Here is a 26,831-nt window from a genome sequence, read left to right as displayed (position 1 = left end):
ATGTCTAAATATGATGGAAATAGTTTAATATTGGGACAATACGGAAGTCATGCCTGCTCGAGAATAATTGGAAGAGAGAAATTTGATTTAAGTGAAGAAGAACAAGAGGAAATAAAAAAAGAAATGTATAACAAATTAAAACCTTTGATAGATGAGCAAGATACAAAGCCATTAGCTAATCTCCAATGGATATTCAATTGGAAATACAAAGATAGATTTAATTAATTTATAGACCTAGCTTAGATAAAATCTAGGCTAGGTTTTAAATATTCCTAATTATATTATTTTTATATTCTCCTTTTTTATTGTGAGGAATTTGTAGTGGAAGTATCATTTGAATCTAGAATAAGAAGTAAATTAATAAGATATTCAAAATTGTATTATCAAAATTTTGTTAATATAGAATATTATAAAGATGCAATCATAAACTTTATAATAAGAAGACAGGTTTATCCTGTCTTTTTTATGTCCATACTAGCTATAGTTTAAGACTTTTAATTATTTATTTAGTAGTAATATTATTTATAAGTATCTATGTAAAATAATTTACCTAAGAATAATATAAGTTAAATTTTTTATGATATAATTGTGAATAGAAAAATTTGTTAAAGAGGTAAATATATGGTTTTTGACTATAAGAAAGAATATAAGGAATTATATCTTCCTAAAAAGCAGCCTACTATAGTTAGAGTTCCAAAAATGAACTATATAGCAGTTAGGGGTAGTGGGGACCCTAATGAGGAGAATGGTGACTATAGAGAAGCCCTTAGTTTACTTTATGCAATAGCTTATACAATCAAAATGAGTAAAAACACTAGCTATAAAATGGAAGGTTATTTTGATTTTGTTGTCCCGCCCCTTGAAGGATTTTGGTGGCAAGATGGGATTCAGGGTGTAGATTATGAACATAAGGAAACTTTTAAGTGGATTTCACTTATTCGTTTACCAGATTTTGTTAAAAAATCAGATTTTGATTGGGCCATTGCTCAAGCTACAGAGAAAAAGAAAATTAATTATTCTAAGGTAGAGTTTTTTACATATGATGAAGGACTATGCGTTCAGTGTATGCATATTGGTCCTTATGATGATGAGCTAGCTACTGTATCAAAAATGCATGAATATATTGAAAAACATGGTTATGATTTAGATATAAGTAATGAAAGAATGCATCATGAAATATATTTGAGTGACCCCAGAAGAGTAGATGCCTCTAAATTAAAAACAGTGATAAGACATCCTATAAAAAGTAAGGATAAGTCCTAAATATTGATAGTTTTTTGAATAAAATAATTGATGGATTTTAATAATGAAGAATGTGAGAGATTTATTTTTACGGAGAGAAATAAGTTGCTAAAGATAATATAAGACTTTAGCTTAAGTCTTATATATTTAATATCTTAAAAACATATAATTAAGCTATTTTCAGAAAATTATTAAAAATAATAATAAGAATTAAAGTTATCTGTGTTATAATAGATGGTAAATAGTTAAGGTTTAAATTGAGGCTAGTATTGCCAAAAATTTGACCTTCCTTTTCTTTTAAAAAGAGATATACAAAGATTAGGTAAATATTTAAGAAAATTTATAATTTAGAAAAATTTGGAGGTAGAGAGTGAAGGTATATAATTTTTCAGCAGGACCAGCGGTTTTACCAAAGGAAGTTTTAATGAAAGCACAAGATGAATTTTTAGATTATGGTAATTCAGGAATGAGTGTAATGGAGTTATCTCACCGCTCGCCGGAATTTGATAAAATTATCAATGAGGCCAAAGAATTATTAGTTGATTTAATGGGCATACCTGATAATTACAAAGTTTTGTTTTTACAGGGAGGGGCTTCTACACAATTTTCAATGATTCCAATGAATTTTGCTCTAGGAAAGAAGGCCTACTACCATGTGGCTGGTTCTTGGGGAAAAAAAGCTTATACAGAAGCTCTTAAATTATCAAAATTTTTAAATTTTGAACCTATACTTCTTGCTTCATCAGAAGAGGATAATTATAATCATATTCCAGATTTCAAGTTGGATGAAATTGATAGAGATGCAGCCTATCTTCATATAACCACAAATAATACTATTGAAGGTACTTCAATTTATGAAATTCCTGATACTAAAGCTATCCCAATTGTGGCTGATATGAGTTCAAATATTTTAGCTGTAGATTATAGGATAGAAGATTTTGCTATGATTTATGCAGGAGCCCAAAAGAATATTGGACCAGCAGGACTTACTATTGTTATTGTACGTGAAGATTTTTTAAATGAGAATCCTGCCCTGTCGAGTATGTTAGATTATAGAATTCAGGCTGATAATAATTCCTTATATAATACCCCACCAACTTTCAGTATTTATATGGCAAAATTAGTATTTGAGCATGTGAAAAGTCTGGGTGGAGTTAAGGAAATGGAGAAAATAAATAGAGAGAAGTCTGCTCTACTGTATGATTTTATTGAAAAATCTGATTTTTACTCAAGTCCAGTTTTAAATATTAAAGATCGATCACTTGCTAATATTCCATTTGTCACAGTAAACCCAGATTTAGATAAAAAGTTTAATGTAGAAGCTGAGGCGGCAGGTTTCAAAAATATCAAGGGTCACCGTAGCGTAGGAGGTATGCGTGCAAGTCTGTACAATGCCTTTCCAGCTGAAGGGGTAGCTGAATTAATCAAGTTTATGAAAGATTTTGAGGAGGCAAATAAATAATATGTTTAATGTGAAAACTTATAATAATATTAATAAAGTAGGTTTGCAAGAATTAGGAGATAATTTTCAGGTTGATGCTAAGGATTCAGAAAATCCAGATGCCTTTATTATCCGTAGTCAAAATTTGCATAATGTAGATTTTCCAGCCAATCTAAAAGCAATTGCTCGTGCAGGTGCTGGTACTAATAATATTCCCATTGATAAGGCTACTGAAAAGGGTATTGTTGTCTTTAACACACCCGGAGCTAATGCAAATGCTGTTAAAGAGGCAGTTTTAACGAGTTTGCTATTAGCATCTAGGGATTACTTATCAGCAAATGCTTGGGCAAATACTTTAAGGGGCGAGGATGTTCCAAAGCAAATAGAAGCTGGTAAATTCCAATTTGCAGGAAGTGAAATTTATGGAAAAACCTTAGGGGTAATTGGTCTTGGTGCTATTGGTGCTAGGGTTGCTAATGATGCTAGACGTCTAGGTATGAATGTTTTAGGTTATGATCCTTATGTATCAATTGATACTGCCTGGAGTATTTCTAGTCATGTTAAGAGAATTAAAGATCTAAAAGAGCTCTTTGCTAATAGTGATTTTGTTACAATTCACGTTCCTTTAACAGTAGATACAAAACATACTTTTAATAATGAAACTTTTTCTCAAATGAAAAAAGGGGTAACAATTATTAACTTTGCTCGTGTTGAATTAGTGGATAATGAAGCATTATTTAAGGCCATTGAAGATGGTATTATTAAGAGATACATTACGGATTTTGGAACAGAAGAATTATTGAATAAAGATAAAGTCACTGTCTTTCCGCATATTGGAGGTTCGACAGCAGAGGCAGAACTTAACTGTGCTATTATGGCAAGTAGAACAATACGTAATTTTATGGAAACTGGAGAGATTAAAAACTCAGTTAATTTTCCAAATATTCAGCAATTGTTAGACGCTCCTTATCGCATTACCCTTATTAATAAGAATATTCCTAATATAGTAGCCAAAATTTCAACAGCAGTGTCGGAATTAGGAATTAATATTGATAATATTATAAATCGTTCAAAAGGGGACTATGCATATACTTTATTAGATCTTGATGAAAGTGACAGGGTTAAGATCGAAAATCTTTATAAAGCCTTTAAAGATGATAAGGACATTATAAGTGTACGCCTAATTGAAAATAAAAATCTTGGATAGTGAGGAGAAAGTAATGGCAAAAGCATTATTAGTAATGGACGTAGATTCTACCTTAATAGCTGAAGAAGTAATTGATCTTTTAGGAAATTTTGCAGGTAAAGGTGAGATTATTGCTGAGATAACGGAAGCTGCTATGAATGGAGAACTAGATTTTGGTCAGGCTTTAGAAGAACGTGTTAAATTATTAGCTGGTTTGCCAGATACTATTTTTTCTGAAGTAGCTAAGCAGGTTAGCTTGAGGACAGGAGCTAAAGACTTAATAAATGAGCTACACCGCCGTGATTACAAAATTGGTCTTGTTTCTGGCGGTTTTCATGAGATAGTAGATATTTTAGCTGCTGACTTGGGTATTGATTATGTTAAGGCTAATAGATTAGAAGTTATGGATGGGAGACTAAGTGGAAAAATTAGTGGAGATATTGTAACTAGGGATACCAAGGAAGAATATCTGAAAAAATGGGCAGAAGAAAATAAGTTAAATATTTCTCAGACAATAGCAATGGGAGATGGTGCTAATGACATTCCTATGATTTTAACAGCAGGATTAGGGGTAGCTTTTTGTGCAAAAAAATTAGTAAGGGAGCAAGCAACTTATCAAATAAATGAGCCTAATTTACTTTTATTATTGGATATAATAGATAAAGAATTAGAAAGAAGTATCAAATAATTTTGATGCTTCTTTTTTTTATGTGCTATAATTTATTTAATAGAAGTAGTAATATAAAATTTATTTTATACTATAAATATAAGTGAAAGGAAAAGATTAGTAGTTAGTATAAATTTTTTATAGATGCAGACTCAGTAAAAAATTTTACTACATATAAAATTAATTATGTATGCAGGAGAAATAATGTATCACGCAAAAATTTTGTATGATTTTCATAATATAAATAAAAAAATAGAAAGAGCAGATTTTATTTTAGCAATGGGATCTCATGATACTAGGACTGCTTATAAGGCAGCACAATTATATAGGAAAGGAAGAGCAGATTTTATAATTTGTACAGGAGGATATGGAAAAATTACCAAAAACCTATGGAATAAAACAGAAGCGGAAATTTTTGCTGAAATCTGTATAAAAGAGGGAGTAAGTTCAGATAAAATTATTATTGAAAATAAGGCCAGTAACTCCGGGGATAATTTCCAATTTTCTAAAAAAATTTTTGAAGAGAAAAGTATTGTGGTAAAAAAGGGAATTATTGTATGTAAAAATTATCTTGCTAGACGTGCTATTTCAACAGCTCGGAAACAATGGTCAGAAGTTGATTGGTATATAGAAACTCCAAGATTATCCTTTGAGAACTATCCTAATGAAGAAGTACCACTTGAGAGAATGATTAATCTAATGGTAGGGGATATTGAGAGATTAATTTTTTATGCAGAAAAGAGATTTCAAGTTTCAGTAGAAATTCCAAAGAATGTTTTAAAGTCTTATGAGTATCTAAAAAATCAAGGTTTTAATGAATATATCTTGAAATAAAGCCAGCAATATAAATTTAGATATATTATGAAGAAGTGAGAATTCCTATAATACTGATACTTCTTTAATGTAATATAGCAATCTGATAAAAGGGTATAGTCTATACAGAGAATATTTTGATATAGCATGATTTATTAGAATATAAGATAAAAATTAAGAAGATTTCAATGACAAGTCATATTATTTTAGATATGGCTTGTTTTACTTTATAAAAAGGACTAGTATGCTGATAAAGAATCTTAATACTTTTAATAATGATATAAAGAAAAGAAGGGTAGCTGGATATGCGAGAGTACCAACAGAAAATGAAGAACAGCAAACAAGTTATGAAGCTCAATTAGATTACTACACAAATTATATAAAGAGTAGAGATGATTGGGAATTTGTTGAAGTTTATACAGATGAAGGAATAAGTGGAACAAATACCAAAAAAAGAGAAGGTTTTAACAGAATGATAGCAGATGCCTTAGATGGAAAAATTGACTTGATTGTAACAAAGTCAGTGAGTAGGTTTGCGAGAAATACTGTAGATTCTTTAACAACAATAAGGAAATTAAAGGAACATGGTACAGAAGTATATTTTGAAAAAGAATCAATATGGACATTTGATAGTAAAGGAGAACTATTAATTACAATAATGAGTAGCTTAGCTCAAGAAGAAAGTAGGTCTATTTCAGAGAACTGTACATGGGGACAAAGGAAGAAATTCGCAGATGGTAAAGTATCAGTTCCATTTAAAAGATTTCTTGGTTATGATAAAGGAGAAGATAGGAATTTAGTAGTAAATATAGAACAAGCTACAATAGTTAAAAGAATATACGGAATGTTTCTTCAAGGATATTCTCCATTTGGAATAGCTAAAATATTAACTGAAGATAATATAGAAACGGCAAGTGGCACAAAGAAATGGAATGCAGGAACGATAAAAAGTATACTTTCAAATGAAAAATATAAAGGAGATGCACTCTTGCAGAAAAGTTATACAGTGGACTTTTTAACTAAGAAGAAAAAATAAATGAAGGAGAGGTACCACAATACTATTTTTATAATAATCACGAAGAGATAATTCCGAAAGACACATTTGATAGAGTACAGAGAGAATTGGAAAAACGTACCAATGGTAAAAATAGAATATCAAGTGTTAGCATATTTTCAAGTAGATTAAAATGTGGATGTTGTGATGGATACTATGGTTCAATAGTTTGGCATTCCAATAGCAAGTATAAAAGAAAAATTTGGCAATGCAATAATAAATTTAAAGAGAGTTGTACAACGCCACATTTTAGTGAAGACGAGATAAAAGCTATATTTGTACAAGCAACAAATAATATAATAAATAGAAGAAAAAAACTAATAAAAGAACATGAATTGTTAGTTGAAAGAGTTCTTGATGTAAGTGAATTAGAAATTAGAAAATATGAATTAGAAGCAGAACTTAAAGTTACAGTAGATCTTGTAAATGAATGTATAAATGAGAATACAAAAGTAATCCAAAATCAAGAAGAGTACCAAGTTAGATATAATTCATTAGTGACAAAGTATGAAAATATAAAAGAAGAACTTGATAAAATAAATTCTGAAATATTAGATAAACAAACAAGAAAAGATCAAATACAAACTTTTATTAAAACACTAAAATGTTCTAAAATAATAATTGAATTTAACGATGAATTATGGTGTAGTTTAATAGAAGAGATAGAAATTAAAATGATAGTACAAAGATAGTAAAATTTAAAGATGGAACGGAAGTTGAAATCTAAACTAAGGCACTCAATGGAGTGTATTCAGACTGTTGACTTGTTTTGTCAACAGTCTGAATAATAATGTTTTTGTCTAGATACAGTATCTTCTAATACTATTCTAAGTATATAAAGAGTATTATAACTGATTTGTATAAATATAAGACAATTTTAACGAAAACCAGCTCTTGAAATCTAAAAATATAAATAATTTTCAGAAAACTATTGACAATTCTATACGGGGGAGGTATAATTAAACATAAATTTAACCGAAAGTTGAATTTATATTTATATTTATATTTATATTTTATTATTTTTTAAGGAGCGTATTTATATTATGAAATTTAAAAAGACAGCCTTATTAGGGATGATGGCTGCTACGCTTACGGTAGTAACGGCATGTTCATCTCAATCGTCAACCAATTCAAATGGAAATGGTTCAAAAGAAATTAATTGGTATACACCAACAGAAATTATCACTTTAGATGCTTCTAAGTATAATGATACTTATTCAAACTTAGTAGTGGGGAACTCAAATTCAAACTTCTTCCGTAAGGATGCAGAAGGTAAAAATCAACCTGATCTAGCTGAAAAAGTAGAAGTATCTAACGGTGGAAAAACATATACAGTTACATTAAAGACAGGGCTTAAATGGTCTGATGGAAGTGAACTTACTGCAAAAGATTTTGTGTACTCATGGCAACGTATAGTTGATCCCAAAACAGCAGCTGAGTATGGTTACTTAGTAGTTGATGCTAATGTAGCCAACGCTAAAGATGTAATGGATGGAAAAAAACCTGTTACAGAATTAGGTGTAAAAGCTGAAGGAAATAAAGTAGTATTTACTTTAGATAAACCAGCGCCACAATTCGAAAGTTTACTATCATTTGGTAACTTTGTTCCACTAAAAGAAGAAGCAGTAACTAAAGCTGGAGATAAATATGGAACTAATGCTGAATCAGTAGTAAGTTCTGGACCATATATTGTAAAAGAATGGGACACAGCATCAGGAAAAGTAAAACTTGTTAAAAATGAAAACTACTGGAATGCAGTTAATGTAAAAACACCAGCAGTAAATGTACAAGCAGTTAAGAAACCAGATACTGCACTACAAATGTTCAAACAAGGACAATTGGACTTTGCAAGTATTGCAGACTCACCAGCTATGTACAATGCAAATAAAAATAATCCAAGTGTAGTAAATGCAGTAGATGCACGTACAGACTACTTAGTATACAATGAAACTGGAAGTGTAAAAGCCCTATCTAATGAAAAAATTAGAAAAGCACTTAACTTAGCAACTGATCGTGAAGGGTTAGTAAAAGCAGCTGTTGACACTGGATCTATACCAGCTAAAGCATTTGCACCAGAAGGTTTAGCAAAACTTAAAGATGGAACTGATGTTTCAAAATTTGTAGCCCAACCATATTCATTTAATAAAGAAGAAGCTGCAAAATTATTTAAAGAAGGATTAGCAGAATTAGGAGTATCTAATTTAACATTAACGATAACTGCTGATGCAGATAGACCAACTACAAAGGCAGCTATAGATTTCCTAAAAGAAACTTGGGAATCAGCATTACCAGGCTTTAAACTTGAACAAAAATTTGTTCCATTCAAGCAACGTATAGAAGATACTAAGAAGCAAAACTTTGAAATTGCATATGTTGCATGGGGAGGAGATTACCCAGAAGCTTCTACATTCTATGGATTATTTAATAGTACGGCACCATATAACTATGGAAAAGTTAATAGTAAAGAATATGATGCAGCGTTAAATAAAGCTTTAGAAATAGGAGCAACTAACCCTGATGAAGCAGCAAAATCTTATAAAGAAGCTGAGAAATTATTATTTGAAGGTGCTCACTATAACCCAATATACTATAGAGCAATGCCAGGATTACAAAATCAAGCATTGAAAGGTTTAGTAAGAAATTCTACTGGATTATCTGTAGACTTTACATATGCTTATAAGGAATAGTAGCAAATAATAGTATTTTACTAAAGAGAATTGGAGGCTACTTCCAATTCTCTTTTTAAATTTTAGGAGGAAAATATGGCAAAATATTTATTAAAGCGTATTTCAATTCTTTTGACAACACTATGGGTTGTTATAACGTTATCATTTTTCTTAATGCAGGTAATGCCAGGGACACCTTTTAATAACCCAAAGCTAACAGACGATATGATAGCTATGATGAATAAGCAATATGGTCTGGATAAACCAGTCTGGCAACAATATTTAAAATATTTAACAGATATCTTGCAAGGTGATTTTGGAACAAGTTATCAGTCAATAGGACAATCCGTTTCTGATTTAATAGGTGAGAGACTTGCTGTATCTGTACAATTAGGTATACAGGCATTAATAGTAGGTGTTACTTTAGGTTTACTTGCTGGTGCAATTTCAGCGAGAAATAAAAATAATAGAGTAGACGGAACTTTAAGTATCTTATCAACGTTAGGGATTTCAATGCCAGGATTCATTATAGGTCTACTGTTGCTAGATTACCTTGGATTTAAAATGGCACTACTTCCTTTAACTGGTTGGGGAACTTTTGAACAAACAATACTTCCAACTTTAGCTTTAGCGATACCAGTTTTTGCTCAGGTAACTAGATTTTTCCGTAGTGAGATGATTGAAACACTTAACACTGATTATATTCAATTGGCCCGTGCTAAGGGATTAACAGCTAAGCAAGTTACTAACCGTCATGCTTATAGAAACTCGTTAATACCAGTCTTAACTTTAGTAGGTCCCTTAGCTGCAAACATACTAACAGGATCAGCATTGATCGAGCAAATCTTCTCAATACCAGGAATAGGACAATTATTTGTTACATCAATTCCATCGAAGGACTATCCTGTAATTATGGGGACTACAATAGTTTATGCAATGATGCTGATGGTAGCTATCTTAATAACAGATATTATTACGAGTCTAACAGACCCACGTGTTAAATTAAAATAAGGAGAAAGCCATGACAGAAAATGTACAGAAATTTACATTAGTTGGTTCTAGTTCAACAAATGTTCAAGAAAAAATTGAAAAACCAGCACTTTCTTTTATGCAAGATGCATGGAGAAGATTAAAAAAGAATAAATTAGCTTACTTATCATTATGGTTTATTTCTTTTTTACTAGTATTTTCTATTGGTTCAACCGCAGTTATTTCAAATGAGGATGCAAATAGATTCAATAGTGAACAAACAGATGTATATAGAAACTTACCACCAAAACTAAGTGAAAACTTACCGTTTTGGAATGGTGAGATTACGTATTCGGGAAATACAATTCCTAATGATGCTTATGAAGATCAAGGTGTTCCAGCAGGAGAAAACTTTGTATTAGGAACTGATACATTAGGAAGAAGTATTGGAGAGAGAGTAATAGTTGGGGTACGTATATCCCTATTTATTGCGATTGTAGCAACTTTAATTGATTTAGTAATTGGAGTGACTTATGGATTAGTATCTGGATTTATTGGTGGTAAAGTAGATACGATAATGCAGAGAATTATAGAAGTAATTTCTTCGATTCCAAACTTAGTAATTGTAACGATGCTAGGTCTATTATTAGGTAACGGTATTATAGCAATTATTATATCCATAGGTCTTGTTGGTTGGACATCAATGGCTAGACAAGTAAGGAACATGACCTTATCTTATAAAGAAAGAGATTTTGTATTAGCTTCTAAAGCCTTAGGAGAAAGTAATTTAAAGATAGCATTTAAGCATGTATTACCTAATATTTCAGGGATCATCATTGTACAAGTAATGATGACAATTCCAAGTGCTATAATGTATGAATCAGTATTATCGGCAATTAACCTAGGGGTTAAGCCACCAACAGCATCACTGGGTTCATTAATAACTGATGCACAAGAAAACTTACAATACTTCCCGTATCAAGTAATGGTACCGGCGGGAGCATTAGTACTTATTTCTTTAGCGTTTATATTATTAGGTGATGGACTAAGAGATGCATTAGATCCAAAATCAAGTGCAGACTAGGAGGTAAGAAATGGGACAAGAAAATATATTATCAGTAAATAATTTATTTGTTTCGTTTAATACGTATGCAGGTGAAGTAAAAGCGATAAGAGGTGTTAATTTTGAATTAAAAAAAGGTGAGACATTAGCAATTGTAGGGGAATCAGGTTCTGGAAAATCGGTTACTACTAAAACACTATTAGGATTAAATGCTAAAAATGCTCAAATCAGTGGAAATTTAGTATTCAAGGATAGAAATTTAGTGGATTTAACTGAAAAAGAATGGGAAAAAATCAGAGGTAAAGAAATTGCAATGATTTTTCAAGATCCTATGACAAGTTTAGATCCAACGATGACAATTGGTATGCAAATCGCAGAATCAATTATTCTACATGAAAAAATTTCTAAAAAAGAAGCATTAGATAGAGCATTAGATTTAATGAAAAAAGTAGGAATCCCTAAGGCTGAAGAGCACATTAAAGATTATCCTCATCAATGGTCGGGAGGAATGAGACAGAGGGCTGTTATAGCAATAGCTTTAGCAAATAACCCTGATATATTAATTGCTGATGAGCCTACAACAGCATTAGATGTAACTATCCAAGCACAGATATTAAAAGTAATGAAAGAATTACAAAAAGACTTAGGTTCTTCAACAATATTTATTACTCATGATTTAGGAGTAGTAGCTGGAGTAGCTGATAGAGTTGCAGTTATGTATGCAGGAAAAATTGTTGAAATAGGGACAGTAGAAGAGGTCTTCTATAATCCGCAACATCCGTATACTTGGGGATTATTAGCGTCGATGCCGAGTACAGATATGGAAGAAGGGGAGTTAGAATCTATACCTGGTACACCACCTGATTTATTAGCGCCGCCAGTGGGAGATGCTTTTGCAGCAAGAAATAAATTTGCTTTAGATATTGATTTTAAAGAACAACCACCGATGTTTAAAGTATCTGATACTCACTATGCGGCAACCTGGTTGCTAGATCCAAGAGCACCAGAAATAACACCACCAGAAGTAATAAGAAAAAGATGGGGAAAATGGAAGGAGAGACAAAAATAATTATGAGTAATGAAAAGAAAAAATTAGTAGAAATTAAAAATGTTTCTCTAACATTTAATACTGGAAAAAATAATGCAGTTAAAGCGATAGATAATGTATCATTTGATATTTATGAAGGGGAAGTTTTTGGTTTAGTAGGGGAATCTGGTTCTGGAAAAACTACTATGGGAAGAACAATCTTAAAGTTATATGATTTTGATTCAGGAGAGATTAATTTCAATAACAAATCAATAACGAATTTAAAAGGAAAAGAATTAAAAGATTTTAGAAAAGAAGCACAAATGATCTTCCAAGATCCTCAAGCAAGTTTAAATGGAAGAATGAAAGTTCTAGATATTATTGCAGAAGGGATTGATATTCATAACTTAGCATCTTCTAAAAAAGAGCGAGATGAAATGGTTGAAAAATTATTAGAACTTGTTGGTTTAAATAAGGATCATTTAACTCGTTATCCACATGAATTTTCTGGAGGTCAGAGACAAAGGATTGGGATAGCTAGAGCACTTGCAGTAGGGCCAAAGTTTATAGTAGCAGACGAACCTATTTCGGCACTAGATGTTTCAATCCAAGCTCAAGTAGTTAATCTTATGAAGAAATTACAACATGAACAAGGATTAACATATTTATTTGTAGCTCATGATTTATCAATGGTTAAATATATTTCGGATAGGATAGGTGTAATGCACTGGGGGAAAATGTTAGAAATTGGTACTTCGGAAGATGTTTACAATAATCCAATTCACCCATATACAAAGAGTTTATTATCTGCTATTCCTGTAACAGATCCCGAGATAGAGAAAGAAAGAACTCCACTAGTATATGATCCAACTGCTGAATTAGATGGACAAGAAAGAACAATGCATGAAATTACACCAGGGCATTTTGTACTATCGACTAAAGAAGAAGCAGAACAATATAGAAAAGAAAGAAATATTTAATAATTTATCCCAAATTAAAAGTTAAAAATGTAGTTAAGTTAAAAAGAAGTAGTTCTATAAATTCAAGAACTACTTCTTCAGACTGTTGACAAAATAGGTCAACAGTCTGAAGACACTCTATTGAGTGTCTTTTTTTATTGCTTTAGTAATAGTTTCAGAGTAGAAGTAATAGTTTAATTGTATCAAATACACTAGGATAATAGATCCAACAGATTTGTCGGGAGGACAACTTCAAAGAGTTCAAGTAGCAAGGCAATTAGTATTCGATGCTAAAATCTTAATATTAGATGAAGCAACAGCCAGTCTCGATATAGTATCGAGTGAGATGCTTTTAGATACATTGCAATCTAGACTAAAAGAGGGAGCAACTTGTTTGATATCATCGCATGATTTAGATATGTTGGAGAAATATTGTAATAAAGTTCTTTTTATAGAAGAAGGAAGACAGAGTTTTTTTGGAACAATGGAAGATTTTGTGGCTCGCTATTCAAATATTACAGAATATACAATAAATTATGAGGGACTTATTTCTAAAGAATTAGAAGATAAAATTTCAAAAAATTATAAGATTACAAGTTTAAATCCTTTAAGAATTAGTATGGAAGAAGATTTTGATAATAATGAATTACTGGTTTTATTAATAGATGAAAAAATTAAGATTCTTTCAGTAGAAAAAAATAGACAAAGTCTAAAAGAAATTGTTAGACAACAGGGCTAGGAGGGATAAAATGAAAAAATTAAGTAATCAAAAAATGCCTATATCATTTTCGAGTGGAGTAAGAAAAGTTGCATATATAGAATGGCGGGCACTTCTTAATAATAAGCAAATGATTTACAGTCAACTTTTGGTACCAGTACTATACTTTCTCTTCTATTCTATAGGTATTTCATCAACATTTGGAAGTATGATTTATGCAAATATGGAAGTTTCATTCTTAAAATTTTCCTTTATAGGAATTTTAGGGCTTACTTTATTTGGTCAAATGGCCCAGTCTGTATACAGAATAATCCTAGATAGAAAGTGGGGTTTATTAGCATTTAAATATTTTAAGGGAATAAGTCCTATGTCATATTTTTTTGGAAAGATGGCATTTCCTTTGCTTAGTTATCTTGCTCAAATTACTGTTTTATATATTATTTCCATAATGGTAGGAGAGTATTTTACGATAAAAGAATTTTTAGTAATTATAGTATTTTCACTCATAGCAATGATTTTTTGGTTTTCCTTAGGGACGATAATTGCTTTACGAATTTCATCATATAAGACAAGAGATTTGATATTAAATACATTTTTAGTTCCTATATCTTTTACAGCTCCAACTTTTTTCTCTTTCGATAGTGCACCTAAAATTATTCAAATTTTGTCAGCTTTTAACCCTTTGACTTATCAATTGAATGCGATGAGAGATTGGGCTTTTAGAGTTGGAAATTTAAAAAATATGACAATAGTATTAATATTAACAATAATCATTTTAATATATGCACAGTTTTCAGTGAAAAATACAGATTTATCAAGTGATGAACATTAAAAAATAATCATATAATGATTATTAGTTAGTGATTATAGAAAATAATGATAATAGCATTAAAAGTAGAGTGATTTTTATAAAAAATGAAAATTTGAGCAATCATAATTAATATTATAATAAAAACTAGTATACTTAAGCTAAGAAAATTAGTATTTTATAGTTATTAGCAAGACTATTCTTAGATATTAGAGAAGATCCAGTAGGTCTTCTTTTTTAGTATTTTTAATTATAATAAAAATTAGAAGAATTGAAGAGAATATTTATAAGATAAACACAGGTAATAAAAGTTTTTTAAAGAGATATTTTTATGAATATTTATTTTATTTTCAATTGTCTAGGCAATAGGTTATAATTATTTAAAATAGTAGATTAAATAGGAATTTTAATAATGACAAATTTAAGTTTTGAAGATTCTTTGAGAGAGTCTTTGCATTTTTCATTTATTGATAAAAATATAGAAGTTAAGAATAGTTTTGCACCAAAAGTTCTTACAAATAATGCTTTGGAGAGTAAGTTTGTACTTACTGATTTACAGGAGGAGCTTGCTAAGTGCCGAGCTTTTTATTTTGTAGTAGCTTTTGTAAGTAAATCAGGTTTAGCTCTTATAAAAACACAGCTTTCAGATTTAGCTGATAAAAATATTAAGGGTAAGATTATTATTTCTCCCTATTTGGATTTTAATGATCCTACTGCAATGGAAGAATTTTTGAAATTAAAAAATGTAGAGGTAAGGCTTAGTCCTAAAGAATCTAATCTTCATTCAAAGTATTATTTATTTGAACAGGGCTATAAAGAGGTTCTTATTTCTGGTTCTTCCAATTTAACTGCCTCGGCATTAAAAATAAATTGCGAGTGGAATATTAAGTTAACATCTACTAGTGAGGGAGAGATTATTTCTAAGACTAGGGAAGACTTTAATAGGCTTTGGCAAATCTCCAAGCCACTTACTAAGGACTTAATAGAAAAATACGCAAAAGAAAGAAAAGTAAGGCAGATAGTAAGCCAGCCACTAGTAGCAAATAAAACTATAACTTCTAATTCTATGCAAGAAAGGGCAATTGATGCTTTAGATAGCAGCAGAAAAAAAGGAGAAACTAAAGCTTTAATAATTAGTGCAACAGGAACAGGTAAAACTTATCTTTCGGCTCTTGATGTTAAGAATTACAAACCTAAAAAAGTACTATTCTTAGTACATAGGGAGCAGATATTATCTAAGGCTTTGGAATCATTTAAGCAAGTTTTAAATTTTGAAGATGGGGAAGCTATTATTTACAAAGCAGGACTGAATAGGGAAAGTAAGTATATTTTTGCGACAATTCAAACCCTATCCAGAGAAGAACACCTTAGAAAGTTTGCTAAAGATGAATTTGATTACATCATAATAGATGAAGTACACAAGGCGGGAGCAGATTCATATAAAAAAGTTATAGACTACTTTAATCCTAAGTTTTTACTAGGAATGACTGCTACACCAGAGAGAACGGATAAGCAGAATATTTATGAATTATTTGATTATAATGTAGCTTATGAAATTAGATTGCAAGAAGCCTTGGAAAATGATTTACTATGCCCTTTTATTTATTACGGGGTTACTGATATTAGTATAGATGGTAAGTTACTGGATGAAAATGAATCTTTTGATAGATTAGTTTCTGAAGAAAGACTTAGGCATATTATAAATAAAGTTGACTACTATGGTTATAGCGGTGATAAAGTTAGAGGACTTATTTTTTGTTCAAGTAAAAGAGAAGCCTATAGGCTATCAGAGCAATTGAATAAGTATTCTTATAAAACTCAGGCACTTAGTGGAGATGATTCTCAGACTAGAAGGGAAGAAGTTGTTAGAATGTTAGAAGAGGGCCAATTAGACTATATTATTACAGTAGATATTTTTAATGAAGGGATAGATATCCCCAGTATTAACCAAGTAGTTATGCTGAGAAATACACAATCTAGTATAGTCTTTGTTCAGCAATTAGGTAGGGGGCTTAGAAAGCATGATAGTAAAGAATATGTTACTATAATAGATTTTATTGGGAATTATAAAAATAATTATCTTATTCCTATAGCACTATTCGGAGATAATTCTATGAACAAGGATAACTATCGTAGACTACTTATGCAATCAGCGGCTCTACAGGGATTAACTACTATAAATTTTGAAGAAATTGCTAAAGAGCAAATTTTTAAATCGATAACTAGCACTAACTTATCTAATATGAAAATTCTTAGAGATGCCTATATTGAACTAGAAAATAGGTTAGGAAGAAGACCCTATCTAGTAGATTTTCTTGAAAGTAATTCTTTAGATGTAGCTAGCTTTTTTGACAAGACAGCTTTTAAAAATTATGCCCATGTAGTAAGTAAATTTTCATCTTCAAAAATCATTTTATCAAATTTAGAAGAAGTTTATTTATCCTTTATGACTTTTGAATTATTGTCTGGTAAAAGGAAGCAAGAACTTATTTTACTTGCGGAATTGATCAAAAATAAGGGAATTCTAAAAAAAGAAAAATACTTAAATTTATTAAAGCAAGAAAATCTTAGTAGAGATGAGTTAACTATAAGGTCTGTAGAGAGGATTTTAAATTTAAGTTTTTTAAAACAAATGGAAGTTAAGAAGTATGGACAAGTGCCACTGGTAAGTTTAAAAGGGGATACTTATTATCTAAATGAAGAGATAAATAAATCTATAAAAGAAAAGAAGGAATTTAGATATTTATTTTTTGATGTTATTGCAGCTGCTTTAATTAAATCAAAAAATTATCCTGACATTTTTACTCTAGGTCAAAAATATAGTCGTAGAGAAGTATTGAAATACTTGAATATATCAAAAGATGAACCAGCCTTAAAAACAGGTGGCTATAAGATTGATAAGGAAACAAATACTTGTCCAATTTTCGTGACTTATAATAAAAGTGAGCTTACTTTTAATAAGATAAGTTATGATAATGAATTTATTAATAATACGCATTTAGTTTACTTTTCTAAAAATAAGAGGAATATTTCATCGCCAGATGTATCATATATGATTGATTCAGAAAATAATAATTTACGATTTGAACTTTTTGTAATAAAAGATAATTCAGAGGCTAGAGAGTTTTACTATCTAGGTCCAATGACTTATGTAAAGGATAGTGCGAGAGAAATTATTGTTGAGGGAGATAGTTTAGTAAGAATGCTATTTGCTTTGAAGAAACCTGTAGAGGAAAGCTTGTTTAAATATTTAACTAATAAATAGATAATCTTAAGTTAAGAAGAAGGCTAATAAGTTTATTAGCTGTCCTAGCAGTATAATATCAGATTTATAGATATTAAAAGAATTAATTCAAGAAGAAAATAAAACTCCAGCCTAAATAGGCTGGAGTTTTTTATATTATAATTGCAATAGATTCGTAAGGTCTTAAACTTAGCTGTTTAGTTATTTTTGAATCTTCATAATTAGATAGTAGTAGCTTTCCATCGGTAAATTCTGAATCTATTTCAATATTAGTTTCTTTATCAAAGAAATTGTTTAAAACAAGTAATTTTTGTCCTTGATATTCTCTTTCAAAGGCGTAGACAGTATCAGAATTTTCAAATTTTGATTTATATGAACCGTGGCTAATTATGTCAAGATCCTTTCTTAATTTAATAAGTTGTTGATAAAATTTAAATATCTTGTTATTTTTACATCTTTCTACGTTGATAGTAGGATAGGTCTCTGCTACTTTAAGCCAAGGAGTAGCTGTAGTAAATCCAGCATTTTCCGATTCGTCCCATTGCATTGGTGTTCTTGAATTATCCCTTGATTTAGCTTTGATAATCTTGAATGCTAAATCTTTGTTGTATTCTTTGCTAAGTAAATTTTCAAATGCATTGTGGGATTCTACATCAACATAATCAGATATATCGTCGAAGTTAGGATCAAGCATACCAATTTCTTCACCCATATAGATATAAGGAGTACCCCTTGATAAGTGGATAGAGGCTGCCAACATTGTAGCTCCTTCTTCATGGAAATCTTTAATGTTTATAAATCTATTAAGAGCTCGTGGTTGGTCATGATTATTCCAGAATAAAGCATTCCATCCATCTGCATGACTCATAGCATTACCCCAATCATGGTAAAGTTTTTGTAATTCTTTAAAATCAAATTTGGTAAGTGTCCATTTTTGTCCATTTTCATAATCGACTTTTAAATGGTGGAAGTTGAAGACCATTGCTAGTTCGTTACTATTAGGACTAGAATATTTAATACAGTTTTCTATTGTTGTTGAACTCATTTCTCCAACTGTCATAGAATCAGAATCTTGACCGAATGTTGCAAGATTTAATTCTTTTAAATATTTATGAGTGATTGGTTTGTCAGTATATTCCATTTTCCCATCTAGAACAGGATTAGATTTTAAGACCTGGTCTTTTCCGATTAAGTTAATAACATCGAAACGGAAGTGTTTGATCCCTTTTTCTCTCCAAAAGTTTACTACTTTTTGCATTTCTAAACGTACTTCAGGATTTCTCCAGTTTAAATCTGCTTGTGTTTTATCAAATAGATGTAGATAGTAGTAATCTGTATTTCCAAATTTAGACCAAGCTAATCCTCCAAATTTAGATTGCCAGTCAGTAGTTTCTTTTCTCAGGATAAAGTAATCTTGATATTTTTTATCTCCTTGTAATGCTTTTTGAAACCACTCGTGGTCAGTAGAACAGTGGTTAAGAACCATATCAAGCATAAGTTCCATATGGTATTTTTTAGCAATTGAAACAAGTCTATCAAAGTCTTCCATAGTTCCGAATAATGGGTTAATAGCCTTATAATCAGCTACGTCATAGCCGTTATCTCTTTGCGGACTAGGATAGAAGGGGTTGAGCCATAGAACATCTACACCTAATTCTTTTAAGTAAGGTAATTTTTCTATAATTCCATTTAAATCCCCAATACCATTGCCAGTAGTGTCTTTAAATGATTTTGGATATATTTGATATACAACTTTTTTCTTGTCGAAAGTCATAGTTTTGTCCTTTCTAATTTATTTCTTAAATAAATGATGGATAGGCTACAGTTTTTCTATAGAGCTTATCCATCAATATTTTATACTTTATTATATATTATTTTTTCTTAAATAGTCCAGATTTAGGAAGTATAATAGTTAGTACAAAAGGTATAACTATTGCGGCTGTCATAGCTAGAGCAAAAGTTCCCCAGTATGGTGATTGAATTGATAAGATACCAGGTAGTCCCCCGATACCTATAGAGTTAGCCTTAACTCCCGAAGTGACTGAGATAAGTGCTGCTATAGATGAACCTGCCATTGCTGAAACGAATGGATATACATACTTAACATTTACTCCGAACATAGCTGGTTCAGTAACACCTAGATAAGCTGAAATAGTAGCTGGTAGTGATACTTGTGATTCTTTTTTGTTAGAACGGTTAAGCCAGTAGTAAGCAAATACTGCAGAACCTTGAGCAATATTTGATAAAGCAATCATTGGCCACAGTGAAGTTCCTCCCATATCAGCGATTAACTGTAAGTCAATTGCATTTGACATATGGTGTAAACCTGTAATAACAAGTGGAGCATAAAATGCACCGAATATTAAAGCGAATAGCCAAGAGAATGAACCAGTAAGTCCAGCTAGAACAACTGTAGAAATCCACTGTCTAATTTTCCATCCTATAGGTCCTAAAACTGTATGAGCTAATATAATAGCAGGTATTAATGATAGGAAGGGTACTAAAATTAGTGATAGGACTTCTGGTACATATTTTCTCCAGAATATTTCTAGATAAGCTAGTGCTAAACCTGCAAGTAAGGCAGGGATAACTTGTGCTTGGTAACCAATTTTATCTACTGTGAAGAAACCAAAATCCCAAGTCCATTTAGCTAACATTGTTGCTTGATCTGTAGCTGTAACTGCATATGCATTTAGTAATTGAGGAGAAACTAAACAGATACCTAATACAATACCTAGGATTTGACTTGTCCCCATTTTACGAGTAACAGACCATACAATAGCAACTGGAAGGAAATGGAATATGGCTTCACCAGGTAACCATAAGAAATCGTTAACTCCGTTCCAGAATTTAGAAACATCTACTATAGTATTGTAGATTGGTTCACCATTTGCATTAACTTGGGCTACCCCTTTGACAACTTTTTGACCAAGAGATTCCATTTGAACACCTTCTAGAAGGTTACGGAATCCAAGGATAAGACCTCCTACGATAATAGCAGGTAAGATTGGAGTAAAGATTTCTGCTAACATAGTCATTATACGCTGCAAGAAGTTTTGGTTGTTAGCAGCTACTGCTTTAACTTCTTCTTTACTTACACCAGCAATTCCTGCGTAGTCTGTAAATTCTTTGTAAAAATTAGTAACATCATTTCCGATAATTACTTGGAATTGACCTGCATTTGTGAATGTTCCCTTAACTGAAGGAATCCCTTCAATTTTTTGAATATCTGGCTTGTCTGTATCAACTAGGACGAAACGTAGTCTTGTTACACAGTGTGTAAGAGCAGCTATGTTTTCTTTTCCACCAACAGCATCAAGTAATGTTTTAATATCATTTCTATACTTGCTCATATAGTAATCTCCTTAAATTGTATTTTTATTTGTATGATCCTACTATATAATATTTTTTATTTGTATGCAAGTTGTTTGTTGAAAAAAATTAAAAATATGGTAAAATAATTATCGTTGTATGGTTTTTAAAATACAAATGATGTAAAAATAGTTTTATATTTGTATGTGTTTAGTTATACAGATTAAAAAGGAGATAAATTGTGAAAAAATATCAGATAGTAGCAAAAGATTTAGAGAAAAAAATAACGGAAGGAATTTATAAGGCCAATACTTTTTTACCTAGTGAGCATGCTTTAATGGAAGAATATGAGGTATCTAGAGATACAATAAGAAAAGCTTTAATAGAATTGACTAACAGACATCTTATAAAGAAAAAAAGGGGGGCGGGTTCTAAGGTAATAGCACCTAAGAGAATTATGTTTCCAGTTTCTGAACTTACTGCTTATACAGAGATAGTAGATCTACTAAGTTTGGATTCAAAAACAAATGTTATTTCTATATCAGAAGAAATTATAAGTAAAGAAAATTCAAGACTTACAGGATTTCCTATCGGAACAAAAGTAATTAATGTAGTTAGGCAAAGACTTGTTGATGACATGGCAACTGTTTATGATATAGATTATTTTGATATGGCAATAGTGCCGACTATTTCTAGGGAAAATGCAGAAGCATCAATTTATAATTATTTAGAAAATGAACTACATTTGGATATTGACCTTGCTCAAAAAGAAATTACAATATCTAGTGTCAAGGAAATGGATAAATTATTATTGGATGTGGGAAAGGATAGACATGTAGTGTCTGTAAAATCCAAATCATTTTTATCAAACCAAAAACAATTTCAATTTACAGAATCACGTCATAAATTAGAATCTTTTAGATTTATAGATGTAGCAAGAAGGAAAGTAAGAAATAGGAGATGAAATAATTTCTATACCAGTTTTATTATATTGGCTATTAAATTAGTAGATGGAGATTTTAAAGCAATGTATTATAATTCTAGAAGTTTTGATAGAGATATTTACTAGATAGAAATTAAAGAGATTTTTTATTGTTACAAGTATATTACAATTATTTGACAAAATTTATGTTTTTAAAGTAAAATTTCACTAGAGAGATTTTAAGGAGAAGACTAGTGAAAGTTTTAGATATAATAAAAGTATTTTTATATTCATTACCATTTGTAGTTGTCCTAGTAGTTGGAATTTTTGTTTACGAAAAAGGTTTATTAAGTTTCAAAAGTGATGAAAAAAAATCTGAGCTTGTTAAGACTGCAAGGCTTATTACTAACGGTGATATTTTAGTTCAGGATATTTTATATAGATCCCCAAGTAAAGCAGATGGAACGTATGATTTTGAAGCCTATTTTAAATATGTAAAAGATAGAATTTCTTCTGCAGATTTAGCAATAGCAAACTTCGACGGAACAATAAGCGATAGAGTTTCTTCATCAATTTATCCTTCATTTAATTCACCGAAAGAACTTGCGCAAAGTTTAAAAAATACAGGTTATGATATGGTAAATTTAGCAAATGGTCACATTTTAAACAATGGTTTGGATGCTGCTATTGATACAATTGATACGTTTGCTAATTCAGGAATAGATACAGTTGGCTTCTATAAAGAAGATTCTATTAAAGAAGGAATTGTAATTAAAGAAGTTAATGGTATTAAAATTGCTACAATAGCTTATACTTATAGTATTGGTGATTTTGATGCGGCCTTGACTCCAGAAGAAAGAAACAAACATCTTTCTAATTTAAATGAAGAAAAAATCAAAGCTGATATTGAAAGGGCAGAGAGAGAAGCAGATGTTATTATAGTTATGCCACAGTATCCTGTCGAGTATAGTTTAGAACCAAGTGAAAAGCAAAAAGATTTGTATCGCAAGATGATTGATTGGGGAGCTGATCTAGTCTTTGGTGGACACTCTAATATAATTGAAGAATCTGAGACAATCACTAAAGATGGTGACAGGAAATTTATTATTTATTCAATGGGGAATTTTATTTCTAATCAAACAATGGATTTATCTGGAAATAAATGGACTGAGCGTGGATTGTTGATGGATGTTACTTTTGAAAAAACAGGAGATAAAACGATAGTAAAAACTGTTCAAGCACATCCTACATTAGTTTGGGCTAAGCAAAAGGACACTATAGGAGCTGACGGATACCCATACCTAGATTATAGGGTTATAGTTTTAGAAGACTTTATTGAAGGTGGAAAATATCGTAAGGAATTAGATGCAGAAATGCAAACAAAAGTAGATACTGCTTATAAAGAAAGTAAAGAATTGATCAATATACAATGGTAATATATATTAAGAACTAAGATTTTATCTTAGTTCTTTTTTTTTATGAAAAATTAACTAATTTTTTACAGTAAAATACTTGAATTATTTTCATAACTGTTATATAGTATTCAATATATTTTTAATACATACAGATTCAAAATAGGGATAACTAGTTTAGATTAAAAGAACTTTGGAATTTTTACCTTGTTTTTAATTTGTTATTAATCAGGTATATAAGGAGGGAATTTATATGTCAAAAAATTATAATAAATTGGCAAAGGATATCCTTAATCATGTAGGTGGTGGGGAGAATGTTTCAAGTGTACGTCAATGTATGACTCGTATTAGATTTATTTTAAAGGATAATTCGAAAGCGGATACAGAATATCTTAATTCTTTGAACGAAGTTGTTCAAGTTGTTCAAGCTGCTGGAGAATATCAAGTAGTTCTTGGAGACAAGGTTACAGATGTTTATACTGAACTTGTTAAAGAAGATATTAATGCTGAAAAAGCTGTCACTGAAAAGTTAGAAGAGGCGAATAAGCAAAATATTTTCTATAAACTTATCGATGTAATTTCTAGTATTCTTCAACCGGTACTTGCGCCCATGGCAGCAGTAGGTATTATTAAGGGGCTGGGAACTTTATTACAAGCGACTATGGGGATTAATGATAAGAATAGTATTTTAGCTGTGATTTTAAAAGCAGCAGGAGATGGATTATTCCAATTTTTACCTATATTATTAGCTGTAACGTCAGCACGTAAGTTTAAGATGAATGAATTTACAGCAGCAGCTATTGGGGCAGCTTTAGTTTATCCAACTTTACCAGCTTCTATTACAGCCTTGAAGCAAGCTGGAATTCAAACAGTATTGGGATTACCTTTTCAATTACCTCATGCGCAATTAGGATATCTATCAACAATGATACCTATCGTTTTAGCAATTTTTGTTGCGTCTAAATTAGAAGCCTTTATGAAAAAAGTTACGCCATCAGTAGCTAGAATGTTTATTGTTCCATTTACTACAATTTTAGTAATCGTGCCTTTAACTTTCTTAGTAGTTGGACCTGTGGCCAATACAATTTCAGGTATTTTATCAGCAGGATTTAAAGCTGTATTAGGATTCAGTCCTATATTATACGGATTCTTATTAGCTGGTGTATGGCAAATTTTAGTTATGTTTGGTCTTCACTGGGCAGTTGCAGCTTTAGCCATTTTGCAATTTTCACAAAATGGTTGGACAGATATCTTAGTACCTATAGGATTAGTAACATTTGCAAATGCTGGAGTTTTAGGGGCAGTTTTACTTAAAGCTAAGAATAGAAAGTTAAAAAATATTGCAGCACCTTCATTTGTTTCGGCACTGTTTGGGATAACGGAACCTGGTATTTATGGGGTTACATTACCATTAAAGGTTCCATTTGCTATATCATCAATAGTTGCTGCATTTTTAGGGGCAGCCATACAGATGTTTGCACTTAAAAATTATGCTATGGGAGCTTTAGGGATTTTTGCCATTCCAGGCTATATAAGTCCTGAGTTAGGTCTAAGTACAATGTGGATCTTAGTTATATTTGATATCGCAGCTGTAGTGATTGCATTCATTATCCAAATGTTAGTTCCGCTTCCGAAAGAAGCTTATGAGAAAGATGATGAATAATATTATTGATTAAGATAGGAAATATACTATAGGGTTTTAAAACCCTATAGTATATTTTATTAAAAAAAGAATAATATGCTACAGAAATTTTAGATATTTATATATTTTATTTAGCTATGAAGAGGATAACTTTAATGTAGTTATTTGTGCATGCTTAAGTTTTATATGAAGATAGTATTATTAAAATTTTAAAAATAGAACTTTGATGGCCAATGTAAGGTCTTAGTTAAGAATATATGGATAATAACTTACAAAGTAAAAGATCTAGATTTAATCTAGATCTTTTACTTGTTTATCCATAAATTTAATTTGTTTTTCGAAAATATCTTGTGCGTAAGGATTGTTGGCGTCCAGCTCAAATCCGTGTTGGATAATATTTTCAGTTTCTATTAAATATAATTCACTTTCTACACCTAGAGATTTTAGTTTTTTATCAAAATCTCTAGCTTGATAATCAAAGGTGGCCAAATTTCCATCACTAATAAAACTACTAGGAAAATCTTTAGTTACATGATTTAAAATGGAGGCTTGGCTGGTATTAGTAGAATTCTTTAAATCCTTGCTAGAGAAGTAACTTCTTAATACAGTATCGTATAGCCAGTTTATAGGTGCTAGGTTTGTTTGGTTAGCTGTAGTTGGATCAAACATAGTAGCTATCCCTATGTAGGCAAGGGGCTTTATTTCTTTTATTGCCTCTTTAATTTGGATACCCATTTCATTAGCGTATTCTGAGTTGCTTAAAAGTAGAGCCAGTTGTCCAGCCAATTGTCCGCCAGCAGAATCTCCAGATAGCATAATTTTGTTTTTATCAATATTAAATATTTCAGCATTATCGATAATGAAGCTATATGCATCTAAAACTTGCTTAGTAGTGTCAGGGTAAGCATTGTTAGGAAATAATGAGTAATTGATATTAATGACATTATAACCAGAATTAACAAATCTTATTAAATAGTCAATTCTATGAGATTTGTCGTAGACAGAGTATCCACCGCCATGAACAAAAAATAGAGTGGCTTTAGAATCAGTAGCTTGGTAAATATCTAATACATTATTTTCATAATTAGATGGATAAAGTAAATTTTTGTGAATTAAATGATTATTTTTTGAAATATAGGATTCTCTAGAAGCAGTTACTTTAGCCCCTAATAATTCTTGGCCCAAAATAATGAGAAATCTAGGATAATGGGTAAAGAAATTTAGACTTAAAGAAACAAATATAAAAGCTATTGTTATAAGATATAAGATAATTTTTAATAAGCTACTAAAAAAAACTTTATTATTTGACCTAAGCCTTATAAGATCGTAAAACAATATAATACTAGAATAAAGACTTAAAAAAGTAGCTAATCTCAAGATAAGAATATGTGTATCAGTAATATATAAGAATAGAGAGCTAGCAAAGGCTGATAGTATAGATATTTTTATTAGACAAGATTCATTTTTATGAAATGCACTAATTAGACGTAAAAAAATTAAAATTATTAGTATTATACTGACTAATCTATGTTTATTAAAAAATATAAGTAAACTTGTTGATGCTAGTAGTGATAAGAAGTTTAGCAGTTTAATTAATTTAGTATACATTGAAACCTCTCCTTAAATTCCTTATACATAATTATACTAAAAATTTTCTTGGATAAATATAAATAATATCTGTGAGCA

Annotated in this window: 22 protein-coding genes; 19 read left to right on the top strand and 3 right to left on the bottom strand. The window is 30.6% G+C overall.

Annotation, left to right across the window (positions count from 1 at the left end; all coding sequences use genetic code 11):
• From HZY82_RS05635 to HZY82_RS05565, 16 genes are all read left to right on the top strand, one after another.
• Positions 1–225, top strand: coding sequence for a hypothetical protein (locus HZY82_RS05635; RefSeq protein WP_179938962.1), 225 nt, complete (start codon positions 1–3; stop codon positions 223–225).
• 396 nt (positions 226–621) lie between these two features.
• The gene (locus HZY82_RS05630) at positions 622–1,263 is read left to right on the top strand and encodes a GyrI-like domain-containing protein (protein ID WP_179938961.1); all 642 of its coding nucleotides are present in this window, start codon (positions 622–624) and stop codon (positions 1,261–1,263) included.
• Positions 1,264–1,612: 349 nt separating this feature from the next.
• Complete coding sequence (gene serC / locus HZY82_RS05625) at positions 1,613–2,704, top strand: 3-phosphoserine/phosphohydroxythreonine transaminase (RefSeq protein ID WP_135156010.1); 1,092 nt, start codon at positions 1,613–1,615, stop codon at positions 2,702–2,704.
• Position 2,705: 1 nt separating this feature from the next.
• Positions 2,706–3,890: a 3-phosphoglycerate dehydrogenase family protein gene (locus HZY82_RS05620; protein WP_179938960.1), complete on the top strand. Its 1,185-nt coding sequence runs from the start codon at positions 2,706–2,708 to the stop codon at positions 3,888–3,890.
• Between the two features lie 13 nt (positions 3,891–3,903).
• On the top strand, positions 3,904–4,557 hold the full coding sequence (serB, locus tag HZY82_RS05615) for a phosphoserine phosphatase SerB (protein ID WP_179938958.1): 654 nt from the start codon (positions 3,904–3,906) through the stop codon (positions 4,555–4,557).
• A gap of 183 nt (positions 4,558–4,740) precedes the next feature.
• Positions 4,741–5,370 (top strand): YdcF family protein, encoded by a 630-nt coding sequence (locus HZY82_RS05610; protein WP_209304963.1) that lies wholly within the window; start codon positions 4,741–4,743, stop codon positions 5,368–5,370.
• 223 nt (positions 5,371–5,593) lie between these two features.
• Complete coding sequence (locus tag HZY82_RS06645) at positions 5,594–6,385, top strand: recombinase family protein (RefSeq protein WP_228098254.1); 792 nt, start codon at positions 5,594–5,596, stop codon at positions 6,383–6,385.
• Positions 6,386–6,471: 86 nt separating this feature from the next.
• Positions 6,472–7,095, top strand: a complete 624-nt coding sequence (locus tag HZY82_RS06640) for a recombinase zinc ribbon domain-containing protein (RefSeq protein ID WP_228098253.1) — start codon at positions 6,472–6,474, stop codon at positions 7,093–7,095.
• Positions 7,096–7,446: 351 nt separating this feature from the next.
• Positions 7,447–9,090, top strand: coding sequence for a peptide ABC transporter substrate-binding protein (locus tag HZY82_RS05600; RefSeq protein ID WP_135156014.1), 1,644 nt, complete (start codon positions 7,447–7,449; stop codon positions 9,088–9,090).
• A gap of 75 nt (positions 9,091–9,165) precedes the next feature.
• Positions 9,166–10,080 carry an ABC transporter permease gene (locus tag HZY82_RS05595; RefSeq protein ID WP_135156015.1) on the top strand — a complete coding sequence of 305 codons (915 nt, stop codon included), beginning with the start codon at positions 9,166–9,168 and terminating at the stop codon, positions 10,078–10,080.
• A 10-nt stretch (positions 10,081–10,090) separates the two neighbouring features.
• Positions 10,091–11,122: an ABC transporter permease gene (locus HZY82_RS05590; RefSeq protein WP_135156016.1), complete on the top strand. Its 1,032-nt coding sequence runs from the start codon at positions 10,091–10,093 to the stop codon at positions 11,120–11,122.
• 10 nt (positions 11,123–11,132) lie between these two features.
• Entirely contained in the window at positions 11,133–12,170 is a 1,038-nt protein-coding gene (locus tag HZY82_RS05585; protein WP_135156017.1) for an ABC transporter ATP-binding protein, read from the top strand.
• A gap of 2 nt (positions 12,171–12,172) precedes the next feature.
• A complete protein-coding gene (locus tag HZY82_RS05580) occupies positions 12,173–13,108 on the top strand; it encodes an ABC transporter ATP-binding protein (protein ID WP_135156018.1) in 936 nt (311 codons plus the stop codon).
• 214 nt (positions 13,109–13,322) lie between these two features.
• Positions 13,323–13,826 (top strand): ATP-binding cassette domain-containing protein, encoded by a 504-nt coding sequence (locus HZY82_RS05575; protein ID WP_179938956.1) that lies wholly within the window; start codon positions 13,323–13,325, stop codon positions 13,824–13,826.
• Positions 13,827–13,836: 10 nt separating this feature from the next.
• A complete protein-coding gene (locus HZY82_RS05570; RefSeq protein WP_179938954.1) occupies positions 13,837–14,637 on the top strand; it encodes an ABC transporter permease in 801 nt (266 codons plus the stop codon).
• A 388-nt stretch (positions 14,638–15,025) separates the two neighbouring features.
• Positions 15,026–17,878 carry a DUF3427 domain-containing protein gene (locus HZY82_RS05565; protein ID WP_218925255.1) on the top strand — a complete coding sequence of 951 codons (2,853 nt, stop codon included), beginning with the start codon at positions 15,026–15,028 and terminating at the stop codon, positions 17,876–17,878.
• Positions 17,879–18,008: 130 nt separating this feature from the next.
• Here the strand turns inward: HZY82_RS05565 and treC are convergent, their stop codons facing one another.
• Together treC and treP are read right to left on the bottom strand one after the other, a co-directional pair.
• Positions 18,009–19,631, bottom strand: a complete 1,623-nt coding sequence (gene treC, locus HZY82_RS05560) for an alpha,alpha-phosphotrehalase (RefSeq protein WP_179938952.1) — start codon at positions 19,629–19,631, stop codon at positions 18,009–18,011.
• Positions 19,632–19,728: 97 nt separating this feature from the next.
• Entirely contained in the window at positions 19,729–21,210 is a 1,482-nt protein-coding gene (gene treP / locus HZY82_RS05555; RefSeq protein WP_179938950.1) for a PTS system trehalose-specific EIIBC component, read from the bottom strand.
• Positions 21,211–21,410: 200 nt separating this feature from the next.
• Here treP and treR point away from each other — a divergent pair, with 200 nt between their 5' ends.
• The 3 genes from treR to HZY82_RS05540 all read left to right on the top strand — a co-directional run bounded on the left by treR (position 21,411) and on the right by HZY82_RS05540 (position 25,166).
• Positions 21,411–22,133, top strand: coding sequence for a trehalose operon repressor (gene treR, locus HZY82_RS05550; RefSeq protein WP_179938945.1), 723 nt, complete (start codon positions 21,411–21,413; stop codon positions 22,131–22,133).
• A 212-nt stretch (positions 22,134–22,345) separates the two neighbouring features.
• Positions 22,346–23,527 carry a CapA family protein gene (locus HZY82_RS05545; RefSeq protein WP_179938943.1) on the top strand — a complete coding sequence of 394 codons (1,182 nt, stop codon included), beginning with the start codon at positions 22,346–22,348 and terminating at the stop codon, positions 23,525–23,527.
• A gap of 229 nt (positions 23,528–23,756) precedes the next feature.
• The gene (locus tag HZY82_RS05540) at positions 23,757–25,166 is read left to right on the top strand and encodes a PTS transporter subunit EIIC (RefSeq protein WP_179938941.1); all 1,410 of its coding nucleotides are present in this window, start codon (positions 23,757–23,759) and stop codon (positions 25,164–25,166) included.
• 270 nt (positions 25,167–25,436) lie between these two features.
• Here the strand turns inward: HZY82_RS05540 and HZY82_RS05535 are convergent, their stop codons facing one another.
• Positions 25,437–26,753: an alpha/beta hydrolase gene (locus tag HZY82_RS05535; protein ID WP_179938939.1), complete on the bottom strand. Its 1,317-nt coding sequence runs from the start codon at positions 26,751–26,753 to the stop codon at positions 25,437–25,439.
• Positions 26,754–26,831: the final 78 nt, after the last annotated feature.

This window comes from Gemella sp. GL1 (assembly GCF_013415365.1).
In the GTDB taxonomy this organism is placed as follows: domain Bacteria; phylum Bacillota; class Bacilli; order Staphylococcales; family Gemellaceae; genus Gemelliphila.
Note: the sequence above shows the minus strand (reverse complement) of the source record. Positions and strands in the feature narration are given on the sequence as shown.